The following is a 23,694-nucleotide window of genomic DNA, read 5'->3' on the forward strand; positions in this document are numbered from 1 at the left end:
TCTGGAAGTGCCGCAACACGAGGCCTGAAAGAAGTTCGTACTCGATCACACGCCAATAAGGTCAAAAACTTCTTGCATCACGGGCGGCAACCAAAGAAGTCTGACACTTCTTACCTGTTTCCACGGATTTCATCGAGGGCGTTCAGCGCGCGGCGCTCTCGGGCGAGGATGTCCTCGGCCGATTTGGTCCAGGTGAAGGGCTTCGGCTTGGCGTTGTGCTGCAGGAGATAGTCGTAGATGGCGGCCTCGAGGTCGCCGACGCTGGTGTAACTGCCGCGCCGAATGCGCCGTGACGTGATCTCGGCGAAGAACCGTTCGACCAGGTTCATCCATGACGCGCTGGTCGGCGTGAAATGCAGGTGGAAGCGCGAGTGCTTGTCCAGCCAGGCCTTCACCTCGGGTGTCTTGTGGGTGGCGTAGTTGTCGAGCACCAGGTGCACCTCGCGCGACTTCGGCACATGCCGGTCGATGCGGCGGAGGAACTTCAGGAATTCCCTGGCCCGATGGCGCGGCATGCAGTCGCCGATGACCTGGCCGGATTTGACGTCGAGCGCAGCGAACAGCGTGGTCGTGCCGTGGCGCTTGTAGTCATGGGTCATCGTGGCGGCGCGGCCCCTCTTGAGCGGCAGCCCCGGTTGGGTGCGATCAAGCGCCTGGATCTGGGACTTCTCATCCACGCACAGGACCACCGCCCGCTCCGGCGGGTCGAGGTAGAGCCCGACGATGTCGGTGACCTTCTCCTCGAACAGCGGGTCGTTGGAGACCTTGAAGCTGCGCGTAATAGTGCCCCTTGGCGTCCTGATCAGAACCCGGGCCTTCCCGAAGGTCGGCGTTCTTACACCACGCCAAGGGGCACGATCCGCTTGCACTACGGCGCCCTGGCGCGCGGCGTGCTCTCGCTCGATATCGACGAAATCATGCGCCCCGGTCGCGTGTCGGTCTACGACATGGCAACGCGCAGCCGCAGCGGCCAGGTCGCGTTTCCTGGACGTTGGTGCTATGCGGCGGCGTCGCAGGCCACGTCGCAATTCGCCCACACCCTTACCGTCGGGGCACAAAAGCCGTGCTTGCCCAAGTGGTGCGTCGTGCCCGGATCCCTTTCCGGGCGTTTCAACTCGACGGTGCATCGCCTAGGTGGGCCCTTTCATCAACTCTCGATGCAGAAGCGGCCGATGTTCTGGCACTGTTCCCAGACCAGCACGAGCTGGAAGAAGGACCGAACCACCAGCCACGACAAGTCCACGCCGGATGCGGACGTGATCTCGGATTGGCAACGCTTGAAGGGCCAGGACTGCGACGGCGAGGTGTCTTGACCAGGATGCCGACCGCGCATTTCAGTCAGCAACGCTGGCGGCCTGGTCCGCGGCCCGTAGGCCCAACATCACCTCATCCGTTTACGGTCACGCTCGATGGTGGTCTCGCGCGTCACCTTGCCAGTCACCACATCATCTTTAATTGGGACATACACTTCGGTGACATAGGGCATAAAGGAGTCTCTCAGCCCGCTGTCGAAGGTCAGCGTATCCGGCCGGGCGAAGAAACCGTCGAGTGCATCCCCGGACCCGGCCTTCTGAACGACGCCCTCCACGTCATAGAATGACATGGCCCAGCACGATAACCGGCTTGATGAAAAGCAGGCTTTCGAAGCCGACCGAGGACCGAGGAGTTGATCGTGATAACGGCACGCGAAGTGGCGACCCGTTCCGTCGTGTTGGTTTCGTTATCCAGCACGACCCGGCCGCCCGACGCGTCGGCGATGCGGCCAGAAAAGGAATGATCCGCACTCGGATGTTCCTTGATCCGCAAATGCCAGTCTTCGGGCACGGCCGCATTGGCGGCGTTGATCTTGTCGATCATGTCCGAAACCGATGCGATCCCCCCCCAAAGATGGTGATCTGGCTGCCACCCGGCACCTGGGCGGACAGAAGATGTAAGGGTGCTCGGCCAGCTTCACCGCGCTTGATTTCTGGTGCACGTCAAGTCGCCTGGAAACCGTGCGTACCATGGGTGCCTATACCCGCCTGGCTGTTCGTTCTCGAGCGGGCCCCAGCGGAACCGGCCCCCTGCCCGCGCGATTGCAACACCCCCAGCTGCGGCGTATAACAAAGCCTGAACGAATCCGAGCGGAACAGGGCGGGCGAAAAAGCATGACAGACACGGGCCGCCCGGACGAGATCGAGGTGATCGCGCCGAATATCAAGCGCCGGCTCTCGGGCGTGACAGCGACGATCGCGCGGCTGATGCCGTTGCAGGCCGGGATAATCGGCATTCGCGCCACCGGGCCTGGACTGCCGGAGGGAGTTCCGCGTATTCCGCTTTGGCGCTGCCTCTTTTTGCCGCGCACCCGGGACGGCCGCCCGGTCTGGCGCGTCTGGCATGCCCGACGCAACATAGAGATGCTCGCGGGGCTAGTGCTGCGCGGGCTGTTCCGGCGGCGGCTGCAGCTGGTGTTTACCTCTGCGTCGCAGCGCCGGCACACCGGTTGGACCCGGATGCTGATCGGCCGGATGGACGCGGTAATCGCCACGTCGCAGGCAACCGAGAAATATCTGACCGTGCCCGCGACGGTGATCCTTCACGGCATCGACACCAACCGTTTGACTCCTGCCGCCGACCGTGCGGCGCTGCGCGCACGGCTCGGCCTGCCGCAGCAGGCGCGGATCGCCGGCTGCATCGGCCGGATCCGTGCGCAGAAGGGAACCGATGTCTTCGTGGACGCGATGATCACGGTCGCCCGCGGCCGGCCGGACGTGGTCGGCGTGGTGCTGGGTCGCGCCACCGCCAAGCACCGCAACTTTCTGGCCGAGCAGAAGAAAAAGGTCGCCCTCGCCGGCCTTTCAGATCGGATCCTCTTTCCCGACGAGGTGCCAGTGGACCAGGTAGCCGACTGGTATGCGGCGCTGGATCTCTTCATCGCGCCGCAGCGGTGGGAAGGGTTCGGGCTGACCCCGCTTGAGGCGATGGCCTGCGGCGTTCCGGTGATCGCGACTACAGTCGGTGCCTTCCCGGAACTGCTGGTTCCCGGCACCACGGGCACGCTTATCGCGCCGGGCGATGTGCGACAATTGGCTGAGGCGGCCGCCGCCTATCTTGACGACGACGACCGTTTGGCGCGAGACGGCGCCACAGGACGTGCGCATGTCCTGAACCGCTTTCGCATCGAGGACGAGGCCCGCGAGATCGTCGGCGTCTACCGCCGGCTACTGGAACAGGCCTGACCGAACCGGCCAGGGCCGAAGGACGAAGATATGAACCTACGTGAACTGAGTGCGACCACGATCTACCAGCTGGGGTTGGCGCGCTGGCTGTTCATCCATATCCCCAAGAATGCCGGGATGGCGATCCGCAAGAATCCCGAACTGTCGAACTGCCTCGTCAGCGCCGATCCGTGGTTCCACTTCAACAGGAACTATACCCAAGAGCTTGCCGCCTACATGGCCGAACGGGGCGAGCATCATGGCTTTCAGCACGCCCGCCTGCGCGACATCCGCGCCGACGTGCGCGCGCGCCTCCAGCCGGTCGCAGTGGTGCGCAACCCCTGGGCGCGGGTAGTGTCGCGCTATCGCTTCGCCAGGACGGCGATCGAGATCGGAACCGCCGACGACGACTATGTTGCGCCCACCTTTGAGGCGTTTCTCGAAGAGCGCCACGTCCACGGCAACCTGCCCTTCTACTGGCATCGAGCTATCAGGGGCTGGTATCTGCAAAAGGACTATGGGGCACCTCGATTTTTGCTGTTTTCCGGACATCTGGCGCAGGCGGGGACCGCACCGGTCGGCTCGCGGCCTGATGGCGCGCGCTTTTCGGATCACAGCCGTTGCAACGCTGCTGCGCTCGGCGTCTATGCTGGCATGATGAGGCCCCGGGGACGCCCCGAGCGTCCCACCCTGCTCAGGCCGGGCTTGGGTGCAGGTGTCTCAGCTGTGTGAAGCGGCGCATGTTGTAGGTAAGGTTCTTCAGGCTAATCCTCATCGCCGCCCTGCACAAGCCGATGCCGCGCACCAGCGTGCCGCCCATGTCGTTGGTCTGGGCGCCGAAGACGTGCTCGACGCGGACGCGGATGGTGGACTTGGTGCGGTTGCTCCGCTTGCCCTGTTCGCCCAGAGGCTTGCCGCGCCGGCCCTTGCGGTGGATGTGACTTCGCAGTTTACGTGCGCGCACCTTGTCTTCCATCTCCTTGGATCGATAGGCCGCGTCCGCCCACACCCCTGCACCGGTGTTGCCCTTCATCAGCAGGTGGTCGACGACCTGGCTGTCGTGGACCGCGGCATCGGTGACGTGATAGCGGCGCACCAGCTTGTACTTCCGGTCCACGTTCACATGGTTCTTGTAGCCGTAATGGCTCTTGCCGTGCTTCTTGGTCCAGCGCGCGTCCATGTCCTTCTGACTGCGCTTCGCCGGCTTGTCGGCCCAGTCCTCGGGCACGTCACCGGCCTTTATGGCCTGGTTTTCTTCGCGTGTGTTTCGGCTCTTCGGGACCGGCACGATGGAGGCGTCAAGGATCTGGCCGCCCCTCGCGATGTAGCCCTGGCGGGCAAGGTACCCGTCGAACAGGTCGTCCATCCTGCCGGCCTTCGCCAGGGCCTCGCGATACAACCACACCGTCTTCGCGTCCGGCACGCGATCCCCGAGGCCAAGCCCCAGGAACCTCATGAACGACAGCCGATCGCGGATCTGGTACTCGATCTGATCGTCTGACAGGTTGTACAGCGCGCCCAGTACCAGCGTCTTGAACATGAGCACGGCATCCATCGGCTTGCGCCCCGCGCGGGATTTCTTCTCGGAGGCTGGCTTGCGCCACACGGCTTCGAGGACAGGGCGGAACTCGTCCCACGGCACCGCGGTGTCGATCGCCACCAGTGGGTCCTTCTTGGCACCCAGGCTCGCGTAGCGATCGGAAAGGTCGAAGAAGCCCATCTGCGCCATCGCTGCCTCCATCTGACGTGTCACCACAACTAGAATACCCCGCCGTCAGCGCGGGCGCAATTTATAGAGGTGCCCTATGTTGTGGACGAAGCCGGACGGCTGGGCGCGCATGTCCTGCGGCAGGAAGACATGGCCGCCGAGGCGACCCGCTATTTCGGGCTGAAAAGGCCGCTGCCGGTCCAGAACCGGTCCAGGGTGTCGTCGGAGAGACCCTGGCGCGACCATTACGACGACCGCACCCGCCAGATCGTTGCCGACTGGTATTCTGAGGACATTGATTTCTTCGGCTTCGACTTTGCCACTGGGGCGACGCAAAACTTCCATTTCGCCGAGCCGATCGAATGACCGCGCCCGCAACCGGGGCGCGCAATCCCAGCCTATAATCGAGGACTGACATGATGGAGTATCGCGTCCAGCCGCCGCCCGTTCCGAGCTTTGCCCGCTGGCGGGATCTGCGCCGCCGCTTTCCAGGTAACAGCCTGCTGCGCCGGATGGAATACGAGGCGCTGGCCAAGCTCGGCATGACCGGCCGCGTGCTCGATGTCGGCGGCGGCGCGAAGGCGCGCTATCGCGAATACCTGCCGAAAGACATCGACTATGCCTCGGTCAACATCGACCCTGAGATCGAGCCGATCTGGCTGATTCAGCGGGGCGATCCTTTCCCAATCGACAATGACAGCTTCGGCTGGGTGGTCAGTTTCAACACGCTGGGACATGTCTATGACTCGCGCTCAACGCTAGCCGAGGCGCTGCGCGTGCTGAAGCCGGGCAGGTCGATGGTGATCCCCGTTCCGTAGATGTTCCGCATCCATGCCCACCCGGACGACTACAACCGGTCGACCCCCAGTTGGTGGCGCGAGTCGCTGGACCGGGCCGGGTTCAGCTGGGCCACGCTCTTGCCGCTGGTCTGGGGCGCAACTCGACCGCACTCACGATTTCCGGGTCCGGGCTGATGCCGAAGCCGCTGGCGGAATACTGGGCGCATGTGAAGGACACACTCTATGCGAAGCCCCGGTTACGCTGGGGCGTCTATGACGGCCGGCGGGGCGACTCGATATGCGGCGTGTCGGTCGGCTGGTTTATCGTCGCGACGAAATAGCCGCGGCAGGGGACAGCGGCCCGCATCTCGGGCCTTCACCGCCGGCGTGAAGTCCGGTAAACGTCTTCTTGAAGCAAAGAGAGTTATAAGGTCCCTAGAGGACCCGGCGAAAAGGAAGGCGCAAGGTGGGAAATATCCTGATGCACTGGCGCAGACTGCGCGACGTGCAGACAATGTCGCATTACGGGGTCCGGGTGAAAACCGGCCACGAGGATGTGCCGCGGCCAGTGAGCAACGCGCTGTTCAAGGGTACCTACGAACAGCATGAATGCGAGCTTGTGAAGGCGCATTTGCGCCCCGGAGACCGGGTTCTGGAAATCGGCTGCGGCATCGGCCTGGTCAGCATCCTGGCCGCCAGGGTGTGCGGCGAAGGCCATGTTTTCAGCTACGAGGCCAACCCCGAGATGGAGCCCGTCATGCAAGCGAATTATGCGCTGAACGGCTTGCAGCCGATCCTGAAGATGCAGGCGGTGACGGCGGATGGCCGCGACCTGACCTTTCACCGCCAGGATAATGTGCTGTCGTCGTCGATCTACGACCGCGGCATTGGCGCGCAGGAAATTACCATCCCCTCGACCGCGATCGACGATGCGCTGGCCGCCGCCCGGGCAAAGGTGGTGATCATGGACGTGGAAGGCGCCGAGGAAGAGCTGCTGCCCGCCGCCGACCTGACCGGCGTGCAGACCATGAGCATCGAAATGCACCCGCATATCATTGGCGAGGACCGGGTCTGCGACCTGTCCGACGGGCTGGTCGCGCAAGGCTTCGAACCGCTCGCAACACGGCACAAGACCTACCTTTTCAAGCGGCCCCCGTCGTGAGCCTGCCGCAGGACAGCGCCGGCATGTGGACATCCTACGTCATCAACCTCGCGCCGAATGTCGAGCGGATGCACAACTCGGCCCGGCAGCTCGAGGCGCACGAGTTGCCCTACCAGCGGATCGACGCTGTTAACGGCTGGGAATTGGCCGAAGACCAGATCGCCGAGGTCTACGACGCTCGCGCCAATGCGCGGCGGGGCCGGTATCCGCTGGTTTCGGCCGAAATCGGTTGCTACCTCAGCCATATCGAGGCCTGGCGCGCCATCGCCGCCGCGGACGAGCCCGGCGGATTTGTCTTCGAGGACGACTTTGCCGCCAACGACACGCTGCGCCCGCTGCTGGAGGCGCTGGTGGCCGACGCGGCGCGCGACTGGGACATGGTCAAGCTGTTTTTTCTCGACACCGGACCGCGCGTCCATGCCAGCCGCCCGCTGGACCGGGATTTCCGTCTCGTAGTGCCCGACAAGGTGCCGACCTGCCAAATCGCCTATGGGCTCACGCGCGGGGCGGCGGCGCATCTGGCGGCGCGCGCGCTACCTTTCTTTCGCCCGGTGGACGAGGACCAGAAGTTCTTTTGGGAAACCGGGCTCAGAGTTGCGCTGGTGCTGCCGCCGCCGATCGTGGTGGGCGACCAGCAGGCCGAGACCGGCACCATCGGCAACGCCCGCCGCGCCGCCGAGGCCGGCCGGTCGCGGGGCGGCCAGGCTCTGCACGGACTAAACTATCAGCTGCGCTATCGCGCGCTTTTGCGCTGGCACCGCTGGCGCAAGACCGGGATGCAAAGATGAACGAAGAGACAGCAAAACTTGGCGGCACCATTCGGATCCGGCGGATCCTGCATTTCCATTTCGGCAAGGATGGCGGCGCCGAGCGGTTCTTCGTCAACCTCGCGCAAAGCTTCGCCGGACGCGGGATCGAACAGAGCTTCGTGATCCGCCCGCGGCGGATCTGGAAACCCGAACTGGCCCCTTACGGCCGCATCTTCGAACACAAATACCGCCGAGTGTCGCTGGCATCGAAGCTGCTAGAGTGGCGCATGGCGCGCTATGTGGACGACTGGCAGCCCGACGTGGTGATGGGCTGGATGCCGCGCGGCGCGCGGCTGATCGGCTCGTGGTCGCGGCCGTTCAAGCTGGTGCGTCTAGGAGATTTCCCGATCCATATCCAGCATTTCCAGAATTGCGATGTAGTTCTGGGCAACGTCCCCGGCATCGCCCGCCGGGTCGAGGACCTAGGCTGGACCGGCCGCACCGCGACGATCACCAATTTCGCACGCGAAGTGACGCCGGTGCCGGTGGATCGCGCCCGGTTCGACACGCCCAAGGACGCGCTTCTGATCGCCGGCGCGGGCCGATTCGTGCCGCGCAAGGGGATGGACCTGCTGGTGCGCGCCATGGCTGAGATCCCCGATGCTTGGCTGTGGCTGATCGGCGACGGCACGGAACGCGCCTCGCTCGAGGCGCAGGTCGAATCGCTAGGCATGGCCAACCGCACCCGATTTATAGGCTGGGTCGAAGAACCGGTGCACTACATCGCCGCCGCCAACCTCTTCGGCATGCCATCGCGCCATGAACCGCTGGGCAACTCGGTGTTGGATGCCTGGCGGGCGGGCGTGCCGGTGGTCTCGACCCGTTCTGAGGGGCCTGATTGGTACATGGAGCATGAAAAGGACGGGCTTCTGGTGAATACCGACGACCTTGGAGCGTTCCGCGCCGGGCTGCAGCGCCTCGCGGCCGATCCAGTGCTTGCCGAGCGCCTGCGGGCGGGCGGCGCAGCCAAGCTCGAGGGCATGTTCTCGCCCGAGCGGATCATCGACCAGTATCTGTCGCTCTTTGCCGTGGGCCTCGACCGTGCGGCGCCATGATGGCCCTGGTCATCAATCTCGACCGCGAGACACGGCGGATGGCGTTCCAGCGGGCGCAGCTAGCGGCGTTGGGGATCGGGCATGAGCGCCTGCCGGCCTGCACTCCCGACTGGCTCACCCCGCCCGAAACCGACCCTTGGTGGGACCGCTGGGAGCGACCAATGACGGCGGTGGAAAAGGCGGTGCTACTGTCGCACCGCGCCGCGTGGGCACGGGTGGCGGCCGAAGGCGGGCCGATGCTGGTGCTGGAAGACGACGCCTACCTATCGATGCGGACACCTGATTGCCTGCTCGATCTTAACGACTTGCGCAGCGTGGATCATGTGACGCTGGAGGCGCGCGGACGGAGGAAACTGCTGACCCGCGGCGCCTGGGACGGGCGACCCGGGCTGCGCCGGCTCTACCAGGACCGCACCGGGGCGGCGGCCTATGTGCTTTGGCCGTCTGGGGCGCGGGCACTGCTGGCGCGGTCAGACCGGGCACCGGCAATCGCCGACGGGGTAATCTGTGCAGCGTACGAGATGGTGTCGCTGCAGGTCGACCCGCCACTGGCGTTACAACTGGACACCTGCGCGCATTACGGAATCGCGCAGCCAATGCACACGGTCTCGGCGATCTCGCCCGAGGGCGCGCGCAGTCCGCACCGCAAGAGCGCGGGCCAAAGGCTACGCCGGGCCTGGACGCAGGCGCAGATGGGGCTGCGCCGCCTGTCGCACCCGCTGGCCGTGCGGCAGGACCTGGCGCCACAGGGGCCCTGGCCGGAGATTGCCCTGACCAGGGATCCCGGCCCGTCCGGCGGCTGAACGAAGCGTGGCGACTTACGACAAATTCGCTGCTGCATTGCATCGCCCGGCTATAAGCGCCGCGCACCCCCAGAATCGTCATCTCACATCGAGGACCCTGCCATGATGGTGTGGATGAGCTATGCTTGGAAGTGAGGTCCCTCGTCGATCTGGGTGGGTTTTAGGGCTCACCAAGGCTCGAGCGGGCTCTACATCTTGTCCATCCGGTGGATTCCAGACGCTTAATGATGAACGATTTTGAAGACAATACCATCGCCGTGATGGGATTGGGCTATGTCGGCCACCTAATCGGCAAGGATTGCCATGGCATCCATCGGTAGGACGCCCGCACTGCATACAAGGCCGGTCTAGTCCTGCTGCCCTCGCGCCGCTCGATCGACGGGATGTTCGAGGACATCGCCGTTCGCACCTACGCGACGCCGGAAAACCATGACCAACGCATGCACTGCCATTGATTTAGACATTTTGACTGTCAAGATCGACATATCGGATCAAAAAGACCCCAACCCCATGTGGCTCAACGCCCTGCGCAGATGTAGCGTTCATGGTCAACTGCTAGGTGCAGGTGCGCACATGTTGCGATAACCTCGCAAAACTGGCCATTTCTCGTGTGCGGCGACCGATGGCGTCCGCCGCCCAAAACACCACAGACATTTCGGCGCCGGATGTCGCTCGGCAAAATCGCACCGGCGAAGAGGAGCGGCATCGTGAACGTGATCATCCGCGACCTCGACCAGACCCGCCTTCACTTCGAGGCAGCCGTCCAGCGCGTGGGCGAGCGCGATGCCAAGCGCGCCTTCAACCGCGCCCTCAACAGCGAGGGCGGCAAGATACGCACGCAGGTACGCCGCGCCCTCCGCAAGCAGACCGGCGCCAAGGCCAGACTGGTCAACCGCGAGACCCGATCCTTCCGGTCCTCTTTCTCGAACCTCGTCTACAAGATCGAAGCCCGGGGCGATCACCTCGGCCTCTCCCACTTTTCCCCCCGGCAGTTCAGCTACGGCGTTCGGGCAAAACCGTATGGGCGGGTCCAGAGGTTCGAGGGGGCCTTTCTCGTCGGCAGCCTCGGCAACAACGCTTTCGTCAGGACGACCGGCGCGCGGTTTCCGATCAAGAAGATGTTCGGCCCGGCGATCCCGAAGGAAATGGTCCAAGATGAGACAAAGCGCACCTTCGAGGAAAATCAGCCCGACGTTTTGGCCGAAGCCACCCGGCAGCTTCAGCGGATGATCGACAGCCGCTGATTCAGCACTGAGAGCCGGCAGCGCAAGCCGACCGCCACAGCGCCGCACAGCGCGCCACAGGCGGGCAGGACAGCGCGCGGCACCCAAACCCACAGAGCAAGCGCCAAGCGCGCCACAGCCCGGCCAAGCGGGCCGCCCTGCCCCCACCCCGTGGGTCCCTTCCCGTGGGGCGATCGTCTGCGGGGCCGCCGCCGCGCGATATTTGCGCGTTTTTTTCGATTTCAAAAAACCGATGCACTGCACGGGCTGCCCCCCAGTCGGTGCCCGAAACCCGGAGCCGAGATGACCGATGAAGCCATGATGCCGGCCGACCGCTGGCCGGCGACCAAGATCGAGATGTGGCAGATCGCCGACCTCGTCCCTTACGCCAAGAACGCCCGGACGCACCCGCCCGAGCAGATCGACCAGATCGCAGCCTCGATGGAGCGGTTCGGTTTCACGATCCCGATGCTGGTGGCCGAGGACGGCACGATCATCGCAGGCCACGGTCGGCTGATGGCGGCAGCGCAGCTGGGCATGGCCGAGGTGCCGGTGATGGTGGCGCGGGGCTGGTCCGAGGAGGACCGCCGGCTCTACACGCTGGCCGATAACCGGCTGGCGGAGACCTCGGAGTGGGACCCGGCGACGCTGCAGATCGAGGTTGAGGAGCTGAAGGGGCTGGGCGTCGAGGACGATCTCTCGATGATCGGGTTCTCTGAGGGCGACCTGAAAGACATCCTGCCGGCGGCGCTGCTCGAGGTGACCGGCGGCCTGACCGACCCGGACGATGTGCCGGAGGCGGATGAGGACCAGCCCGTCGCGCAGCCCGGTGATATCTGGGTGCTGGGCGACCACAGGATTGTCTGCGGCAGCTCAACGGATGCTTCTACGGTCGATGAGCTTCTGGCCAGCGCCAAGCCGCACTTGATGGTGACAGACCCGCCCTATGGCGTCGAATACGATCCGGGCTGGCGCGAGCATGCCGGTGTGGCCGGTGGCGACTATGCCAAGGGCAAGGTGCTCAACGACGACAACGCCGACTGGCGTGAGGCGTGGGCGCTGTTCCCCGGCGACGTGGCCTACGTCTGGCACGCGGGCCTGTTCGCCGGCGTGGTGGGCGAGAGCCTGATCGCCTCAAAGTTCAAGCTGCGCTCCCAGATCATCTGGGACAAGGGCCAGCTGGTCCTCAGCCGCGGCGACTACCACTGGCAGCACGAGCCGTGCTGGTATGCGGTGCGCGAGGGCAAGACGGGCCATTGGGCCGGCGACCGCAAGCAGGTCACGGTCTGGCAGATCGAGAAGCCGCGCAAGTCCGAGACAGGCCACGGCACCCAGAAGCCGGTCGATTGCATGCGCATCCCGATCGAGAACAACAGCGCCGCCGGTGACGCGGTCTACGAGCCGTTCTCGGGCTCAGGCACGACGATCATCGCGGCCGAGATGACCGGCCGTCGGTGCTACGCCGTCGAGCTTAACCCGGCCTACGTTGATGTGGCGGTGCGCCGGTGGGAGGAGTTCACCGGCCGCGAGGCGGTGCTGGAGCATTCCAACCAGACCTTCGCCGATACAATGGCGGCCCGCCTTGGGAGCGGGCCGGAGGAGACTGCGGCGTGAGGTGGTGGATCAGGTGATCCGGTAGACCCGGCCCCGGTGCTCCTTCTCGGAGGTGATGGCCAGGCCGAGGCGTTTCTTGATAGCGCCAGACATGGCCCCGCGGGCGGTGTGCTTTTGCCAAAGCGTGGCCGCGACGATCTCGTCGATCGTGGCGCCTTCCGGGCGCTTGAGCAGGTCGATCAAGACCTGCTGCTTGGTCTCACGCTTGGGTTTGTCGCCCTTGCGTTCGGCGGTCACGTTCGCCTCCGGCGTGTGCTGGGCGCGGCGCCCAAGGGCAATGCGGAGGAAGTCAGCGGCCTCGTCAAAGCTGGCCGCGCCAAGGATATTGTCGGCCCGGGCGTCGGCGTTCATCTGGCCGATCGCCTCGGCCAGCACCTTGCGAAACCGGGTTGCCGCGGCCTCCTTCATCGACGCCCCTTTCGGGCCGGTTCCGGTAATCTCGGCGGTCAAACGGCTGATCTGGGACGTGGTCAGGCGTGTCATTGGGAGCTCCGTCATTTGCTGTTGGCGATAAGGGCGAGGATCACGGCGGCCATTCCGCCGAGGAATTCGCTGCGGCGGAAAACGATCTCGTCGATGTGGGTCGCGTTATCGATTGCAGGGTCGACCCAGAGGTTGTCGATCATGTGAGGCATGATGCGGGCGGCTTCGGCGTTGTAGCGCTCGGCGATGGTCATGGCGTGGTCTCCGTGGAAAGCGGCCCCGGCCTGAGCCGAGGCCTGTTGTCGTTCAGGCCGCTGCGCGCATCCGCAGGTCGTTGACCCGCTGATTGGCGGCATCGATGTCGCCCGCGACCTCGATGGTGCCGCGCTCGTCGGCGAGCGCGATGGCGAGGCAGGTGGCGGAAAGCGAAAGGGCCATGGGAACCTCCGTGGGCCGGTGCGCTGCGCGGCGGGATTGCCGCGCTTGGCGCTGTGTCGTTGTGTAAGCACGTTCGCTCTACCGCCGATGCTCATCAAGAGAATTAGAAGCAATATCAGAGACTTAATCGCATGGCTGATGATGGTGAGAAGCAGCAAGGGCAGACAATCACGGTCGATCAGGCAGCAGTGCTCCTCGGTCGGTCACGCCGCTGGGTCTACAACCTCGTGCAGGGCGGCTACATCGAGAAGGCCTCGACCGGGAAATACACCGTGGTCGCGGTCGTCCGGGGCGCCGTTGCCTATTTTGACGACCAGATCGCCAAGAACCAGAAAACCGCCGCGGCGAGCCGGGCCACGGATGCCCGGACCCGAGAGATCGAGCTGCGCATCAAGGAGCGCAGCCGGGAGCTGATCCCATTGGAGGATGCGCGGGCCGAGCTGGCCGACTGGTCCTCGGCCGTGCGCGCCGAGTTTCAGGGCCTACCGGCACGCTATACGCGCGACATGAAGGAGCGCCGCAGCCTTGAGCAGGAAATAGATGGCGCATTCGAACGACTTTCCCGACGGACCAGCGAAGCGGAGCAGGCTCTCGCGGCTGGTGAAGGAGCTGTTTCGGCCGAGCCAGAAACGTGATCCCGCCGACTGGGCGTCCGAGCACCGGGTCTACCCGGAAAGCGCCGGCATCCCGGGGCCCCGCAACCCGTGGCTGACGCCATACATGATCCCGTGGTCCTCGGCCGCCCACAACGGGGGCTATCGCCGCGTGGTCGCGGTGACGAGCGCCCAGTCGGGCAAGACCGACAGCATGCTCGACATCATCGGGGCCCGCCTCGATCAGCGCCCTGCCCCGATCATCTATGTGGGCCCGACCAGGGAGTTTCTGACCGACCAGTTCGAGCCGCGGCTGATGGGCCTGCTCGATGAGGCGGAGACGCTGCAAAACAAGGTCGTCCGCGGCCGGCGGATGAAAAAGACCCTCAAGCACGTCGCGGGCGTTCGTCTCCGCCTCGCGCACGCGGGCTCATCCTCGGCTTTGAAGTCGGACCCGGCGGCGCTCGCGCTGATCGACGAGTTCGACGAGATGATGGCCAACGTGAAGGGTCAGGGCGATGTGCTCGGCCTCGTGGAGGCCCGGGGTGAAACCTACGCCGACTTCGTGACGGCAATCACCAGCACACCGGCGAGGGGCCTCGTGGAGATCGAGTTGGATGAAGATACGGGCCTTGAGTTCTGGTCGTGCTCGGAGCCGGACGATCTCGAAAGCCCGATCTGGAAGCTCTTTCAGGAAGGCACGCGCCATCACTGGACGTGGCCCTGCAAGCATTGCGAGGAATACTTCATTCCCCGCTTTCGCCAGCTGCATTGGCCGAAGAACGCAACGCCGGCGCAGGCCAAGCGCGCGGCCTATATAAGCTGCCCGCGCTGCGGTGGCGTGCACACGAACGACGACAAGGAATGGATGAACGCCCGCGGCGCGATGGTCGCACCAGGCCAGACCGTGACCCTCAAGAGCGACGCCCCGCATGTATCCAGGGCCCCGGAGGAAAGCTCGACGCTTTCGATGTGGACCTCAGGGCTGTGCTCGCCGTTCGTGACGTGGGGCCAGCGGGCGGAGACCTACCTGACGGCGCTGCAATCAGGCGACCACGATCGTATCCAGACCGCGATGAACGCGAGCTTTGGCGAGTGCTACTCGATGACCGCCTCCGGCGACGTGCCGGAATGGCAGGAGATCATGGAGCGGCGCCTGCCATATCAGCCGAACACGATCCCGGCGGGTGGGCTGCGGATCGTGATGGGCGTCGACGTGCAGAAGTTCAGCCTCGTCTATGTGATCCGGGCTTTCGGGTCGCGTGGGTCTTCGTGGCTGGTCGACAACGGCCAGCTCTACGGCCCGACGGACGACGATGAGGTCTGGACGGCGCTGGCGGACTTGATGCTGCAACCGATCGGCGGGATGCAGATCGAAAAGGTGTTCATCGACAGTGGCTTCCGGCCCGACAAGCCGGAGCAAGGAAACGAGCACAAGGTCTACGAGTTCTGTCGGCGCTATAGCTGGCTCTGCGCGCCGACCAAGGGCAAGGCGACCCAAAGCCCGCCTTACAAGGTCTCGAAGATCGAGGTGAAGCCCGACGGAAAGCGCGCGCTCTACTCGATCGAACTCGTCTCGCTGTCATCGGACTTTTTCAAGTCGCTGGTAATTTCACGTATCCGGACGCCGATGGACGTGCCGGGGGCGTTCTATGTTCACGAGGACGCCTCGGAGGACTATTGCAAGCAGCTGACCTCGGAGGCCCGCGTGGTCGTTGAGGGCAAGCCGGTCTGGGTCAAGCGCAGCCGGCACAACCACTTTCTCGACTGCGAGGCGCTGTGCGCGGCCATCGGATACGCGCTCAACGTCCAGCGCATCCCCGAAGGTGTCGAGCGCAAAGATGGCGGGTTTCCTGACGCCGACGATGACGCTTCGCCGGAGGGTGATCCCCCGCCATCGCCCCCACCTCCTCCCAGGGGCGGTGGCGGTGGTGATATGCGCGCCCGTTTCTCGCGGGTCGGCAACAGACTGAACAGGTAGGCACATGTCGATTATCTCGAAAGTCCGCGACCTTGTCGTGGGTTCACATCCGCCTGCGCCGACCACCGGCGGCGAGGTGGCCCCACGGCCGGCCGGGCAGTATATGCGTGGCGGCCGGGGGGTAACTTTCGCCGGCTGGAAGCCTGCGCTGCGCGAAACCCAAGACGACGTCGCGGATGCGTGGGATGATGCCGCGGCCCGGGTGGCCGACCTGCTGCACAACAACGGCTGGCTGGCCGGTGCGGTCGATCAGGCGGTGGCCAACACCGTCGGGACCGGGCTGCGCGTCAAGGCGATCCCCGAGAACGAGACCTTCGGCATGACGGCCTCGGAGGCCTCCGAATGGTCCAAGACCGTCGAGCGGCGCTTCGAGCTGTGGTCGCGCAACGCGCAGGAATGCGACATTCAGGGCCTGCGGACCTTCGGGCAGATGCAAAGCGCGGCGTTTCGCTCGTGGCTGATGACTGGCGAAATCCTCGCCGAGCTGCCGTTCCGGCGCCGTCCTTGGAACCGGTATGGCACCAAGGTCCGCCTGCTGCCGCCCTACCGGCTCTCGCGCAAGACGGAAAACCTCAAGCGGCTGATCAACGGCGTCTACATCGACATGGATGGGATGCCGATCGGCTACCGCGCGATCCGCAAGAACATGTTCAAGCACGACGTGGAGTATGACGTGCGCGCCCGGGACCGAGCTGGCCGGCCGCGCGTGATCCATGTGTTCGAGGGGCTGCCCGGCACGCACCGGGGCATCTCGCCGATGGCGCCAGCGCTGCAAGTCGCCCGCCAGTTCGACCAGCTGGCCGATGCAACGCTGATGGCCGCGATCGTTCAGACGCTCTTCGCGGTGACAATCACCTCCGACGAGCCGACCGAACAGGTCCTCGCAGGCCTGCTGACGCCGCAGGAAAAGGCTCAGATGGCTGCCCAAGGCGTCGCGCCGATGGAAGCCTACATGGACATGGTCGCGGGATACTACGATGGCGCGAGCCTCGATGTCGGGATCAATGGGCGGCTTTCGCACCTGTTCCCCGGCCAAGAGCTCAAGTTCCACACCAGCAACCAGCCGTCCTCGGATTACAAAGAGTTCTCGCAGCACCTGCTGCGCGAGCTCGCACGGTGCCTTGGGCTGACCTACGAGAGCGCCACCGGCGACAACAACGGGGCGACCTATTCCTCGCTTCAGGCGGCCACGACCGAGATCTTTGCGATCACGAAGGCGCGTCGCCAGAACATCCTCGCGCCCTTCTGCCAGTCTGTCTACGATGCGTGGCTTGAGGAGGAAATCGCCAACGGCGGCATCCCCTTCCCGGGCGGCTACGAGGCGTTCCTCGCCAACCGCACGGCGGCTTGCCGGGCGGAGTGGTTCGGCGCGGCCCGGCCGACGGCGGACGATCTCAAGAAGGCAAAGGCCCATGAGGTCTGGAAGCGCCTCGGCGTGATGTCCGACGCGATGATCTGCAACGACCTCGGGGTCGATGTGGACGACGTCTACCAGCAGCTCGCGCAAGAGAAGGCGATGCGCTCCGATTACGGCCTGCCAGACCCACAGGTCATGGGCGCGGCCGGGGGCGGCCCAGAGGTGCTGGAGGACGACGAGGAAGAAGATGCCGAGGACGAGGAGGCTGACTGATGGCGTTGGTGGTGGATGAAAACGACCCCTGCGCGGCGGCCGCCTCGCTTCGGCAGGTCTATTACAAGCTGATCACCGGGCAGAGCGCGATAAGCGTCGACTTCAAGGCCGGGGCCTCAGGCGTCGAGCGATCGGTGAGCTTTCACAAGGCAGACCCCGAGCGGCTTGTGGCCGTCATCCGGGGCTTTGAGGAGAAATGCGCGCAATCGGCAGGCCAAAAGCCGCGACGGCGCGCAATAACCACAGGAGGTGTCCGGTGAGCGATCCCCCCACCATCACGCAGGCGCTGGAGGGCCCCTCGCTGACGCAGATCGCGTCGCGGGTGCTCAACCGGCCGCTGCTGCTTCACCCCGACAAGGCTGATCTGATCCTGCACGTCTTGCAGGGCCGCATCGGCGTGGATCAAGCGGGCCCCATTGAGCCAGATGCCAACCGCTTCATCGGCAAGTATCGCCGCGAGGACGGTCGCTCCGGCTCTATGCGGGTCGAAAACGGCGTCGCAATCCTGCCGATCGTCGGCAGCCTTGTGAACCGAGGCGCATGGATCGGGGCCAATTCTGGCCTTGTCTCCTACGAGGGCATTTCCGCTCAGCTGCGCGAGGCGGCCTCGGACCCGGAGGTCTCGGCGGTGATGCTCGACATCGACAGCCCGGGCGGTGAAGCCACCGGGATGTTCGCGGTCGCCAATCTCGTCTGGCAGGTCAATGAGGCCAAGCCGGTGGTCGCGATGGTCAACGACGTCGCCGCCTCGGCCGCCTACGGCATCGCCTCGGGCGCGCGCGAGATTGTGGTCTCGCCCACCTCGATGGTCGGCTCGATCGGCGTGGTGCTCACGCATCTCGATCGCTCGGGAGAGCTCGAACAGAAGGGTGTGCAGGCCACGCTGATCTACTCCGGCAAGCACAAGGTCGATGGGCATCCCTTCGGAGCGCTTTCGACCGATGTGAAGGCCGACCTGCAAGCCGAAGTGGCAAAGTTCTACGACCAGTTCGTGGGGCTCGTTGCGCATGGGCGCGACGGGCGCATGTCCGAGGCGCAAATCCGCGGGACAGAGGCACGAACCTACCTCGGCGCAGATGCGGTCGAGGTCGGCCTCGCTGACCGCGTGGCCACGATCGACGAGGTGCTCGTCGGTCTTTCATCAACCACGGCCCCCGGGGCCACCACTCAAAGGACTGGATTTGGCATGACCAAGACCTCCGACGCCGCCCCGCAGGCTGAAAATGCGGGCATCACCGATGCGGAGATGACTGCCGCCGTCGACAAGGCGCGTGCCGAAGGCGAGACCGCCGGCAAAGCCGAGGCGACCGCCCGCATCAAAAGCATCCTCACCAGCGAGGAGGCGAAGGGCCGCGAAGCACAGGCCATGGGCTTTGCGTTTGAGACCAGCATGAGCGCCGAGGAGGCGATCAAGGTGCTGGGGATGGCCCCGCAATCCTCCGGGGTTGCCTCGATCGAAGACCGCGCCGCTCTTGAAAACGAGTTTGGCGGCGATGCCTCCGGTGAGCGCATGGACGCCGCCGCAAAAGTGGCAAGCGGATGGTCCGCTGCCGTTGACCAAGCCAACAAGCGTTTCGGCTGAGCCGAGCCTGATCTGAGGAGATCACCAGATGACTGTTCTGAACGAAGGCCGGCATCCCGGCGAATTCCTGATGAGCGAGGCAAACCGCCAGCGCTCGCGGGCCAATATCACCGTCGCCAGTGGCGCCGGCATCATCGCGCCGGGCACCGTGCTCGGCAAAATCACCGCCAGTGGCAAATATCTGGCCAGTGCCGTCGGCGCGACCGATGGCAGCCAAACGGCCGTGGCTATTGCGCTCTATGGCTGTGATGCCACGACAAGTGATGTAGCGGTTGCTGGTATCACTCGGGACGCCGAGGTGAATGGTAGTATTCTGACCTATCATCCTGACCGGGATCAGGTCGGCGAACAGGGTGCTGCCCATGCAGATCTCGCGAGCGTTGGGATCATCGTGCGCTGATTAACCAGTGGCCCGTGACAAGACGTCTTCTGCCCATTGGTTTAGGCTTTTGCCTTCAAGCTCGGCCGCGATGACGGCTTTGCGGTGCACGTCTGAGCTGACGCGGAACATCATCTTACCTGAATAGGCTTTTTGCGGCTCTTTGCCAATCTTTGCACAGGTTTCGAGGTAATCGTCGACGGCTTCGTGAAACGCAGCTCGCAGATTGTCAACCGTCTCGGCATGAAAGCCAATGCGGTCTCTAATCCCGGCGATATGCCCCACGAAGATGCCATCATCATCGTCGTAATCGATACGGGCCGCATAGCCTTTGTAAGTCATGCTGTTTGTCATGGCGTCACCTTGATGCGTTCTAAAAAATCACGGGCGTCTCGAACCTGATACCGTTTCGCCTCCTTGGCCGGATGCGGTCGGTGGAAAGTGGCGATTTCGCCATCTTTTTCGAATCTGACGCGCGAACCACGCCCTTCGATCCGCTGCGCGCTTGCTGCAAGGAGCAATCCCTCAATCGCCATCCACTCGATGGTACCGGAAACCGGGTCAGTGAAAACGGCGGCCAAGGTTTTGCGGTGCTTACTGTTCATGCCGAACAAAAATACAGATGCTAGCACAAATTGCAAGCGGTCTTGTTTCTGGCGTGGTCACATAATGCCAAACACTGAGAAGGACACCCCATGTCGATCCTCAACATCTTCAGTCAGGACGCCTTCAGCGTCATGCGCCTCACGGATGCGCTTCGTGAGATCAAGTACACCCCTTCTCGCATCGGGCAGATGGGGCTGTTCCAGACCACCAGCATCGATACGCTCGACATCGCGATCGAGAAGGACAAGGAGCAGAACCGCATGCTGGTCTCGGCAAGCCCCCGCGGCGGGCCGGGCCAGACCTTCGACAAGTCGAAGCGCGCCGTGCGCATGCTCAAGGTGCCGCATTTCCAGGTCGACGATGCGATCTATGCCGACGAGGTGCAGCAGGTGCGCGCCTTTGGCCAGGAAGTGGCCGTCGAGCGGCTGCAACAGAAGATCGCGGATCGCGCGGCCGAGGCCAGCCAGTTCTTCGCGCTGACCGAGGAATACCACCGGCTCAACATCCTCAAGACAGGACAACTCCTGGATGCCGATGGCTCGGTGCTGTTTGATTATTTCACCGAGTTCGGCGAAAGCCAGCAGGCGGTGGTCGATTTTGACCTCGACAATGCCACCGCCGCGGACGGCGCCCTGCGCAAGAAATGCGCCGGTGTCATCCGACAGATGGCGGGCATTCTCGATGGTCTGCCCTATACTGGCATCCTGGCCTTTTGCGGCGATGCGTTCTTCGACGATCTCATCGCCCACCAAGAGGTCCGCGAGACCTACAAGGGCTATGCGGACGCGGCCTCGCTGCGCAACGCCTATATCAACTCGGGCAATTCCGGCATTTACGGCGCGTTCGAGTTCGGCGGCATCACCTGGATGAACTACCGCGGCGGCCAGAATGTCGGCATCGAGACCGACAAGTGTCACCTCGTGCCCATGGGCGTGCCGGGGCTTTTCCGTACCGTCTATGCGCCGGCCGACTACATCGAGACGGTCAACACCCCGGGTCAGCGCCTCTACGGCAAGCAATGGGAAATGCAGAACGGCAAGGGCGTGAACCTCGAGTTCCAGATGAACGCGCTGCAGTACTGCACCCGCCCGCGGGTGTTGATCCCCGGCAAGCGCACCTGATTGGTGCGCAACGCTGCTCGCTGAAAGGACCGGACCCGTGGCCTCCATGTTTGACGATCTAGACGCAGCCCTTTCGGGCGCGATCCAGGACGCATTCGCGGAGGCCGCGGTCCACCGGCCGCGCGCTTCATCGCAATATGTGGAGCGCGCGACCGACCCCGACCGGCCGCAGGACCTCATCTACGGGGTGTTCTCTGCCGGCCCTGCCGACGACCAGCTCAAGGGCAACGCCCGGGGCGCCGAATTCTCCGGGACCACGCGCCTGTCGTCGACAAGCGCGGAGTTCTGGATCGCCAAGGCAGAGGTTGACGCGCTTTCCGCGCTCCCCGCCAAGGGCGACACGCTGACATTCACCAGCCAGGCGGGAAGCCCGGTCTACACGGTCTCCATTGTCCAGCACACGGCCATGGGCGACCTGAACCTTATCCTCGTCTGGGAGGACCAGCCGATATGAGCCTCACCCGCCTTGCCATGCGCGTCGCAGCCGCCCGTGCGCTGTTCGACCGAACGCTGGCCGGGGCCCGGGTGTTCGACAGCGCTGTCGATCCGATTGACCAAGCGATCGCCGAGACCCGCCAGCCGCTCTTGGTGCTCACCACCGACGAGCACGAGCTTGAGGTCGAGGGCCGTGATCTGGGCAGCGGCACCCACCGCTGCGAGCTGGTGATCGAGATCGCCATCGCCTCCCGCGTGGAGGTGCCCGCCTCGAACAGTGAGAGTGGGCAGGTCACGATTGCGATCCCGCACACCGACGAAGGCATGGAGCTGACGCTCGACATCATGGAGCATCAGGTTGTCCACGCCCTGAACCGCGACGACAACCCGTGGTCGCAGGTCTGGATGAAGCTGGTCCCGCGCATCACGCGCAGCCTGTCGCGGCGCGGCGCTTCGGCCGAAAACGGCGTGCGCTTTGCCGCCCGGCAGCTCGTCTTGAGCTGTGACCTTGTCGATACCCCGGTCTCGGGTGGCCCCGTGGCCCCCAACAGCGCGTGGGGCGAGCTTCTGGCCCTGATGGAGGCTGACCCCGCCCTGAGCGGGATCGCCAGCCTCCTGCGCGGTGAGATCGAGGGAGAGCTGCTCGCAGAGTGGCGCCGCGCGGCAGAAGCCCTCGGCGTGCCGCTTGAGGTCGCGGGCCAGATCGGCATCGGGCCAGCGACAGGCAATGACGCGGACGACCCAGAGCGCCTTGATCGCGTGGCCGTGGACGGCGCGCAGATCAGTTTCGATGCAATAGACGAGCCGGGGGGCTGACATGGCGATCCGTGAGCTTGTCGAGCTGGCCTCCCGGCTGACGGAGATGGAGCGCCGGCTTGCGGGCGTGATGCGCCACGGCACGGTGGCCGAGGTTGACCCCGCCACGCAGCGCGTGCGGCTGGATTTCGGCCCGGCTCACGGCAGCGAGGGCCGATTTCTCTCGCCGTGGGTGCCCTACGCGCAGTTTTCCGGGGCCCTGCGGGTCCACACGCCACCCACGGTCGGACAGCAGTTTACCGCGATGTCGCCCACTGGCGACTTCCAACAGGCTGTAGCGGTCCCGCTGACGCACCATGAGGGCAACCCGAGCCCGTCCAGCGCGGGCGACCAGAACGTCGTGACCTACGGCAATGTGACGATGACGCTGGCGGATGATCTCGTGCGCAGCGAAGTCAGTGGGCTGACCTTTGAGCTGACCAGCGGCGGCGCCCAGATCACGGTCGGAGGCGTGACCTTCAACGTCTCTGGCGGCGGCGTCGAGATCACCGGCGGCACGGTCACGCACAACGGGACCAATATCGGGGACACCCACACCCACAGGTACTGTACCCTAAGGTCTGGAAATTCGCTCGAGTTGGGGGCCATGAGCCCCTGCTGGGGCGCGCCCCAGCAGGGGCTGCCCATTCTGGTATTCCATGGAGTTGCAAACCAACCATGGAGAAGAGCGAATGGACAGACGGCAGGATACGGCGGTTGAGGCAATCTTGGAACAGCTGATTGAACAAGGGCCTGGCGACATTGCCGGGGTGTTCGCCCGCGCGTTCGAGCTGGCGATGCAGATCGAGCGCGAGCGCTTTCTCGGGGCTGGGCATTACGAGCGCACGCCCGAGCGCCGGGGCTATGCCAACGGCACCAAGCCCAAGCGGATCGACACGCCGGCCGGTACCGTGAACGTGCAGGTGCCCAAGACGGCCGGGCACGAGGGAGAGCCGTTCTATCCGCAATCGCTCGAGCGCGGGCGGCGCTCGGTGAGGGCCGTCATGCTGGCGGTGGCCGAGATGTATGTGAAGGGCGTCTCAACGCGCGATGCCGAGGCTGTCATGCGCGAGTTCGGGATCGAGAGCCTGTCATCCTCGCAGGTCAGCCGCGCCGCCAAGCTGCTTGATGACGAACTCGCGGCATGGCGCAACCGCCCGCTCGGTGAGATAAACTACCTCATCCTCGATGCCCGGTATGAAAAGATGCGCCATGGCGGCATTGTGCGCGACGTCGCCGTTCTCTCCGCTATCGGTATCGGGCCGGATGAGCGCCGCCGGGTGCTGGGCGTGTCGGTAGCCCTGTCGGAGGCCGAGGTCCACTGGCGGGCGTTCCTCGAAAGCCTCGTCGCCCGCGGACTG

At 64.6% G+C, this 23,694-nt stretch carries 30 protein-coding genes and 1 pseudogene; 23 read left to right on the forward strand and 8 right to left on the reverse strand.

All coding sequences use genetic code 11. The features are described from left to right. Positions 1 to 110 precede the first annotated feature (110 nt). Positions 111 to 776: pseudogene (locus ACH107_RS16475) on the reverse strand (IS630 family transposase); the annotation flags it as partial. 87 nt (positions 777 to 863) lie between these two features. Between ACH107_RS16475 and ACH107_RS16480 the strand changes: the two are divergent. Next, on the forward strand, positions 864 to 1,313 hold the full coding sequence (locus tag ACH107_RS16480) for a hypothetical protein (protein WP_412506779.1): 450 nt from the start codon (positions 864 to 866) through the stop codon (positions 1,311 to 1,313). 202 nt (positions 1,314 to 1,515) lie between these two features. On the opposite strand, the gene ACH107_RS16485 is transcribed toward ACH107_RS16480, so the two are convergent. Beyond that, positions 1,516 to 1,857, reverse strand: coding sequence for a hypothetical protein (locus tag ACH107_RS16485; RefSeq protein WP_412506780.1), 342 nt, complete (start codon positions 1,855 to 1,857; stop codon positions 1,516 to 1,518). Between the two features lie 290 nt (positions 1,858 to 2,147). On the opposite strand from ACH107_RS16485, the gene ACH107_RS16490 reads away from it, so the two are divergent. Both ACH107_RS16490 and ACH107_RS16495 read left to right on the forward strand, forming a co-directional pair. Next, positions 2,148 to 3,218 (forward strand): glycosyltransferase family 4 protein, encoded by a 1,071-nt coding sequence (locus tag ACH107_RS16490; RefSeq protein ID WP_412506807.1) that lies wholly within the window; start codon positions 2,148 to 2,150, stop codon positions 3,216 to 3,218. Between the two features lie 30 nt (positions 3,219 to 3,248). After that, entirely contained in the window at positions 3,249 to 3,929 is a 681-nt protein-coding gene (locus ACH107_RS16495; RefSeq protein WP_412506781.1) for a hypothetical protein, read from the forward strand. On the opposite strand, the gene ACH107_RS16500 is transcribed toward ACH107_RS16495, so the two are convergent. Continuing rightward, the gene (locus ACH107_RS16500) at positions 3,892 to 4,926 is read right to left on the reverse strand and encodes an IS5 family transposase (protein WP_412506782.1); all 1,035 of its coding nucleotides are present in this window, start codon (positions 4,924 to 4,926) and stop codon (positions 3,892 to 3,894) included. The genes ACH107_RS16495 and ACH107_RS16500 overlap by 38 nt on opposite strands. Positions 4,927 to 5,007: 81 nt before the next feature. Here ACH107_RS16500 and ACH107_RS16505 point away from each other — a divergent pair, with 81 nt between their 5' ends. The 9 genes from ACH107_RS16505 (at position 5,008) to ACH107_RS16545 (ending at position 12,350) form a co-directional block, all read left to right on the forward strand. Beyond that, a complete protein-coding gene (locus ACH107_RS16505) occupies positions 5,008 to 5,271 on the forward strand; it encodes a hypothetical protein (RefSeq protein ID WP_412506783.1) in 264 nt (87 codons plus the stop codon). 53 nt (positions 5,272 to 5,324) lie between these two features. Continuing rightward, on the forward strand, positions 5,325 to 5,723 hold the full coding sequence (locus ACH107_RS16510; RefSeq protein ID WP_412506784.1) for a class I SAM-dependent methyltransferase: 399 nt from the start codon (positions 5,325 to 5,327) through the stop codon (positions 5,721 to 5,723). Positions 5,724 to 5,878: 155 nt separating this feature from the next. Beyond that, positions 5,879 to 6,025, forward strand: a complete 147-nt coding sequence (locus ACH107_RS16515; RefSeq protein WP_412506785.1) for a hypothetical protein — start codon at positions 5,879 to 5,881, stop codon at positions 6,023 to 6,025. A 140-nt stretch (positions 6,026 to 6,165) separates the two neighbouring features. After that, complete coding sequence (locus ACH107_RS16520) at positions 6,166 to 6,846, forward strand: FkbM family methyltransferase (RefSeq protein ID WP_412506786.1); 681 nt, start codon at positions 6,166 to 6,168, stop codon at positions 6,844 to 6,846. Between the two features lie 23 nt (positions 6,847 to 6,869). Continuing rightward, entirely contained in the window at positions 6,870 to 7,634 is a 765-nt protein-coding gene (locus ACH107_RS16525; RefSeq protein ID WP_412506787.1) for a glycosyltransferase family 25 protein, read from the forward strand. Then, positions 7,631 to 8,710: a glycosyltransferase gene (locus ACH107_RS16530; RefSeq protein ID WP_412506788.1), complete on the forward strand. Its 1,080-nt coding sequence runs from the start codon at positions 7,631 to 7,633 to the stop codon at positions 8,708 to 8,710. Before ACH107_RS16525 ends, ACH107_RS16530 begins: the two co-directional genes overlap by 4 nt. Beyond that, entirely contained in the window at positions 8,710 to 9,513 is an 804-nt protein-coding gene (locus tag ACH107_RS16535; RefSeq protein ID WP_412506789.1) for a glycosyltransferase family 25 protein, read from the forward strand. Before ACH107_RS16530 ends, ACH107_RS16535 begins: the two co-directional genes overlap by 1 nt. Before the next feature lie 707 nt (positions 9,514 to 10,220). Next, a complete protein-coding gene (locus tag ACH107_RS16540; RefSeq protein ID WP_412506790.1) occupies positions 10,221 to 10,757 on the forward strand; it encodes a hypothetical protein in 537 nt (178 codons plus the stop codon). 282 nt (positions 10,758 to 11,039) lie between these two features. Continuing rightward, positions 11,040 to 12,350 carry a site-specific DNA-methyltransferase gene (locus ACH107_RS16545; RefSeq protein WP_412506791.1) on the forward strand — a complete coding sequence of 437 codons (1,311 nt, stop codon included), beginning with the start codon at positions 11,040 to 11,042 and terminating at the stop codon, positions 12,348 to 12,350. Positions 12,351 to 12,359: 9 nt separating this feature from the next. On the opposite strand, the gene ACH107_RS16550 is transcribed toward ACH107_RS16545, so the two are convergent. The 3 genes from ACH107_RS16550 to ACH107_RS16560 are packed head-to-tail and all read right to left on the reverse strand — an operon-like array spanning position 12,360 to position 13,211. Further along, positions 12,360 to 12,833 carry a DUF3489 domain-containing protein gene (locus ACH107_RS16550; RefSeq protein WP_412506792.1) on the reverse strand — a complete coding sequence of 158 codons (474 nt, stop codon included), beginning with the start codon at positions 12,831 to 12,833 and terminating at the stop codon, positions 12,360 to 12,362. A gap of 11 nt (positions 12,834 to 12,844) precedes the next feature. Continuing rightward, a complete protein-coding gene (locus tag ACH107_RS16555; RefSeq protein ID WP_412506793.1) occupies positions 12,845 to 13,027 on the reverse strand; it encodes a hypothetical protein in 183 nt (60 codons plus the stop codon). 52 nt (positions 13,028 to 13,079) lie between these two features. Further along, complete coding sequence (locus ACH107_RS16560) at positions 13,080 to 13,211, reverse strand: hypothetical protein (RefSeq protein ID WP_412506794.1); 132 nt, start codon at positions 13,209 to 13,211, stop codon at positions 13,080 to 13,082. A 131-nt stretch (positions 13,212 to 13,342) separates the two neighbouring features. On the opposite strand from ACH107_RS16560, the gene ACH107_RS16565 reads away from it, so the two are divergent. The 6 genes from ACH107_RS16565 to ACH107_RS16590 are packed head-to-tail and all read left to right on the forward strand — an operon-like array spanning position 13,343 to position 19,397. Further along, positions 13,343 to 13,846, forward strand: a complete 504-nt coding sequence (locus ACH107_RS16565) for a hypothetical protein (RefSeq protein WP_412506795.1) — start codon at positions 13,343 to 13,345, stop codon at positions 13,844 to 13,846. Further along, on the forward strand, positions 13,752 to 15,785 hold the full coding sequence (locus ACH107_RS16570; protein WP_412506796.1) for a terminase gpA endonuclease subunit: 2,034 nt from the start codon (positions 13,752 to 13,754) through the stop codon (positions 15,783 to 15,785). Before ACH107_RS16565 ends, ACH107_RS16570 begins: the two co-directional genes overlap by 95 nt. A 4-nt stretch (positions 15,786 to 15,789) precedes the next feature. Then, positions 15,790 to 17,415 (forward strand): phage portal protein, encoded by a 1,626-nt coding sequence (locus tag ACH107_RS16575; RefSeq protein ID WP_412506797.1) that lies wholly within the window; start codon positions 15,790 to 15,792, stop codon positions 17,413 to 17,415. Continuing rightward, a complete protein-coding gene (locus ACH107_RS16580) occupies positions 17,415 to 17,675 on the forward strand; it encodes a hypothetical protein (protein WP_412506798.1) in 261 nt (86 codons plus the stop codon). The genes ACH107_RS16575 and ACH107_RS16580 overlap by 1 nt, the downstream gene beginning before the upstream one ends. Then, the gene (locus ACH107_RS16585; protein WP_412506799.1) at positions 17,672 to 18,997 is read left to right on the forward strand and encodes a S49 family peptidase; all 1,326 of its coding nucleotides are present in this window, start codon (positions 17,672 to 17,674) and stop codon (positions 18,995 to 18,997) included. Before ACH107_RS16580 ends, ACH107_RS16585 begins: the two co-directional genes overlap by 4 nt. A gap of 28 nt (positions 18,998 to 19,025) precedes the next feature. Next, a complete protein-coding gene (locus tag ACH107_RS16590; RefSeq protein WP_412506800.1) occupies positions 19,026 to 19,397 on the forward strand; it encodes a head decoration protein in 372 nt (123 codons plus the stop codon). On the opposite strand, the gene ACH107_RS16595 is transcribed toward ACH107_RS16590, so the two are convergent. Both ACH107_RS16595 and ACH107_RS16600 read right to left on the reverse strand, forming a co-directional pair. Then, positions 19,398 to 19,730 carry a type II toxin-antitoxin system HicB family antitoxin gene (locus ACH107_RS16595; RefSeq protein ID WP_412506801.1) on the reverse strand — a complete coding sequence of 111 codons (333 nt, stop codon included), beginning with the start codon at positions 19,728 to 19,730 and terminating at the stop codon, positions 19,398 to 19,400. Further along, positions 19,727 to 20,008, reverse strand: coding sequence for a type II toxin-antitoxin system HicA family toxin (locus ACH107_RS16600; RefSeq protein ID WP_412506808.1), 282 nt, complete (start codon positions 20,006 to 20,008; stop codon positions 19,727 to 19,729). Before ACH107_RS16600 ends, ACH107_RS16595 begins: the two co-directional genes overlap by 4 nt. 63 nt (positions 20,009 to 20,071) lie before the next feature. Between ACH107_RS16600 and ACH107_RS16605 the strand changes: the two genes are divergently transcribed. From ACH107_RS16605 to ACH107_RS16625, 5 genes are all read left to right on the forward strand, one after another. Continuing rightward, positions 20,072 to 21,103 carry a major capsid protein gene (locus ACH107_RS16605; protein ID WP_412506802.1) on the forward strand — a complete coding sequence of 344 codons (1,032 nt, stop codon included), beginning with the start codon at positions 20,072 to 20,074 and terminating at the stop codon, positions 21,101 to 21,103. Between the two features lie 46 nt (positions 21,104 to 21,149). Next, on the forward strand, positions 21,150 to 21,557 hold the full coding sequence (locus ACH107_RS16610; RefSeq protein WP_412506803.1) for a hypothetical protein: 408 nt from the start codon (positions 21,150 to 21,152) through the stop codon (positions 21,555 to 21,557). Next, positions 21,554 to 22,354: a hypothetical protein gene (locus ACH107_RS16615; protein WP_412506804.1), complete on the forward strand. Its 801-nt coding sequence runs from the start codon at positions 21,554 to 21,556 to the stop codon at positions 22,352 to 22,354. Before ACH107_RS16610 ends, ACH107_RS16615 begins: the two co-directional genes overlap by 4 nt. A 1-nt stretch (position 22,355) precedes the next feature. Then, the gene (locus tag ACH107_RS16620) at positions 22,356 to 23,054 is read left to right on the forward strand and encodes a hypothetical protein (RefSeq protein ID WP_412506805.1); all 699 of its coding nucleotides are present in this window, start codon (positions 22,356 to 22,358) and stop codon (positions 23,052 to 23,054) included. Between the two features lie 7 nt (positions 23,055 to 23,061). Further along, the coding region (locus ACH107_RS16625) for a transposase (RefSeq protein WP_412506806.1) at positions 23,062 to 23,694 on the forward strand (633 nt) is incomplete at its 3' end.

It is taken from the genome of Roseovarius halophilus (ex Wu et al. 2025) (assembly GCF_047086965.1).

What these genes read in the sequence shown, in the direction of transcription:
- ACH107_RS16520 (WP_412506786.1), top strand. Translation starts at nt 6,166, where the DNA reads ATGCACTGGCGCAGACTGCGCGACGTGCAGACAATGTCGCATTACGGG.
- ACH107_RS16490 (WP_412506807.1), top strand. Translation starts at nt 2,148, where the DNA reads ATGACAGACACGGGCCGCCCGGACGAGATCGAGGTGATCGCGCCGAAT.
- ACH107_RS16575 (WP_412506797.1), top strand. Translation starts at nt 15,790, where the DNA reads ATGTCGATTATCTCGAAAGTCCGCGACCTTGTCGTGGGTTCACATCCG.
- ACH107_RS16610 (WP_412506803.1), top strand. Translation starts at nt 21,150, where the DNA reads ATGTTTGACGATCTAGACGCAGCCCTTTCGGGCGCGATCCAGGACGCA.
- ACH107_RS16590 (WP_412506800.1), top strand. Translation starts at nt 19,026, where the DNA reads ATGACTGTTCTGAACGAAGGCCGGCATCCCGGCGAATTCCTGATGAGC.
- ACH107_RS16500 (WP_412506782.1), bottom strand. Translation starts at nt 4,926, where the DNA reads ATGGCGCAGATGGGCTTCTTCGACCTTTCCGATCGCTACGCGAGCCTG.
- ACH107_RS16530 (WP_412506788.1), top strand. Translation starts at nt 7,631, where the DNA reads ATGAACGAAGAGACAGCAAAACTTGGCGGCACCATTCGGATCCGGCGG.
- ACH107_RS16525 (WP_412506787.1), top strand. Translation starts at nt 6,870, where the DNA reads ATGTGGACATCCTACGTCATCAACCTCGCGCCGAATGTCGAGCGGATG.
- ACH107_RS16485 (WP_412506780.1), bottom strand. Translation starts at nt 1,857, where the DNA reads ATGATCGACAAGATCAACGCCGCCAATGCGGCCGTGCCCGAAGACTGG.
- ACH107_RS16595 (WP_412506801.1), bottom strand. Translation starts at nt 19,730, where the DNA reads ATGACAAACAGCATGACTTACAAAGGCTATGCGGCCCGTATCGATTAC.
- ACH107_RS16510 (WP_412506784.1), top strand. Translation starts at nt 5,325, where the DNA reads ATGGAGTATCGCGTCCAGCCGCCGCCCGTTCCGAGCTTTGCCCGCTGG.
- ACH107_RS16570 (WP_412506796.1), top strand. Translation starts at nt 13,752, where the DNA reads ATGGCGCATTCGAACGACTTTCCCGACGGACCAGCGAAGCGGAGCAGG.
- ACH107_RS16535 (WP_412506789.1), top strand. Translation starts at nt 8,710, where the DNA reads ATGGCCCTGGTCATCAATCTCGACCGCGAGACACGGCGGATGGCGTTC.
- ACH107_RS16545 (WP_412506791.1), top strand. Translation starts at nt 11,040, where the DNA reads ATGACCGATGAAGCCATGATGCCGGCCGACCGCTGGCCGGCGACCAAG.
- ACH107_RS16580 (WP_412506798.1), top strand. Translation starts at nt 17,415, where the DNA reads ATGGCGTTGGTGGTGGATGAAAACGACCCCTGCGCGGCGGCCGCCTCG.
- ACH107_RS16555 (WP_412506793.1), bottom strand. Translation starts at nt 13,027, where the DNA reads ATGACCATCGCCGAGCGCTACAACGCCGAAGCCGCCCGCATCATGCCT.
- ACH107_RS16620 (WP_412506805.1), top strand. Translation starts at nt 22,356, where the DNA reads ATGGCGATCCGTGAGCTTGTCGAGCTGGCCTCCCGGCTGACGGAGATG.
- ACH107_RS16515 (WP_412506785.1), top strand. Translation starts at nt 5,879, where the DNA reads ATGCCGAAGCCGCTGGCGGAATACTGGGCGCATGTGAAGGACACACTC.
- ACH107_RS16565 (WP_412506795.1), top strand. Translation starts at nt 13,343, where the DNA reads ATGGCTGATGATGGTGAGAAGCAGCAAGGGCAGACAATCACGGTCGAT.
- ACH107_RS16560 (WP_412506794.1), bottom strand. Translation starts at nt 13,211, where the DNA reads ATGGCCCTTTCGCTTTCCGCCACCTGCCTCGCCATCGCGCTCGCCGAC.
- ACH107_RS16550 (WP_412506792.1), bottom strand. Translation starts at nt 12,833, where the DNA reads ATGACACGCCTGACCACGTCCCAGATCAGCCGTTTGACCGCCGAGATT.
- ACH107_RS16495 (WP_412506781.1), top strand. Translation starts at nt 3,249, where the DNA reads ATGAACCTACGTGAACTGAGTGCGACCACGATCTACCAGCTGGGGTTG.
- ACH107_RS16615 (WP_412506804.1), top strand. Translation starts at nt 21,554, where the DNA reads ATGAGCCTCACCCGCCTTGCCATGCGCGTCGCAGCCGCCCGTGCGCTG.
- ACH107_RS16605 (WP_412506802.1), top strand. Translation starts at nt 20,072, where the DNA reads ATGTCGATCCTCAACATCTTCAGTCAGGACGCCTTCAGCGTCATGCGC.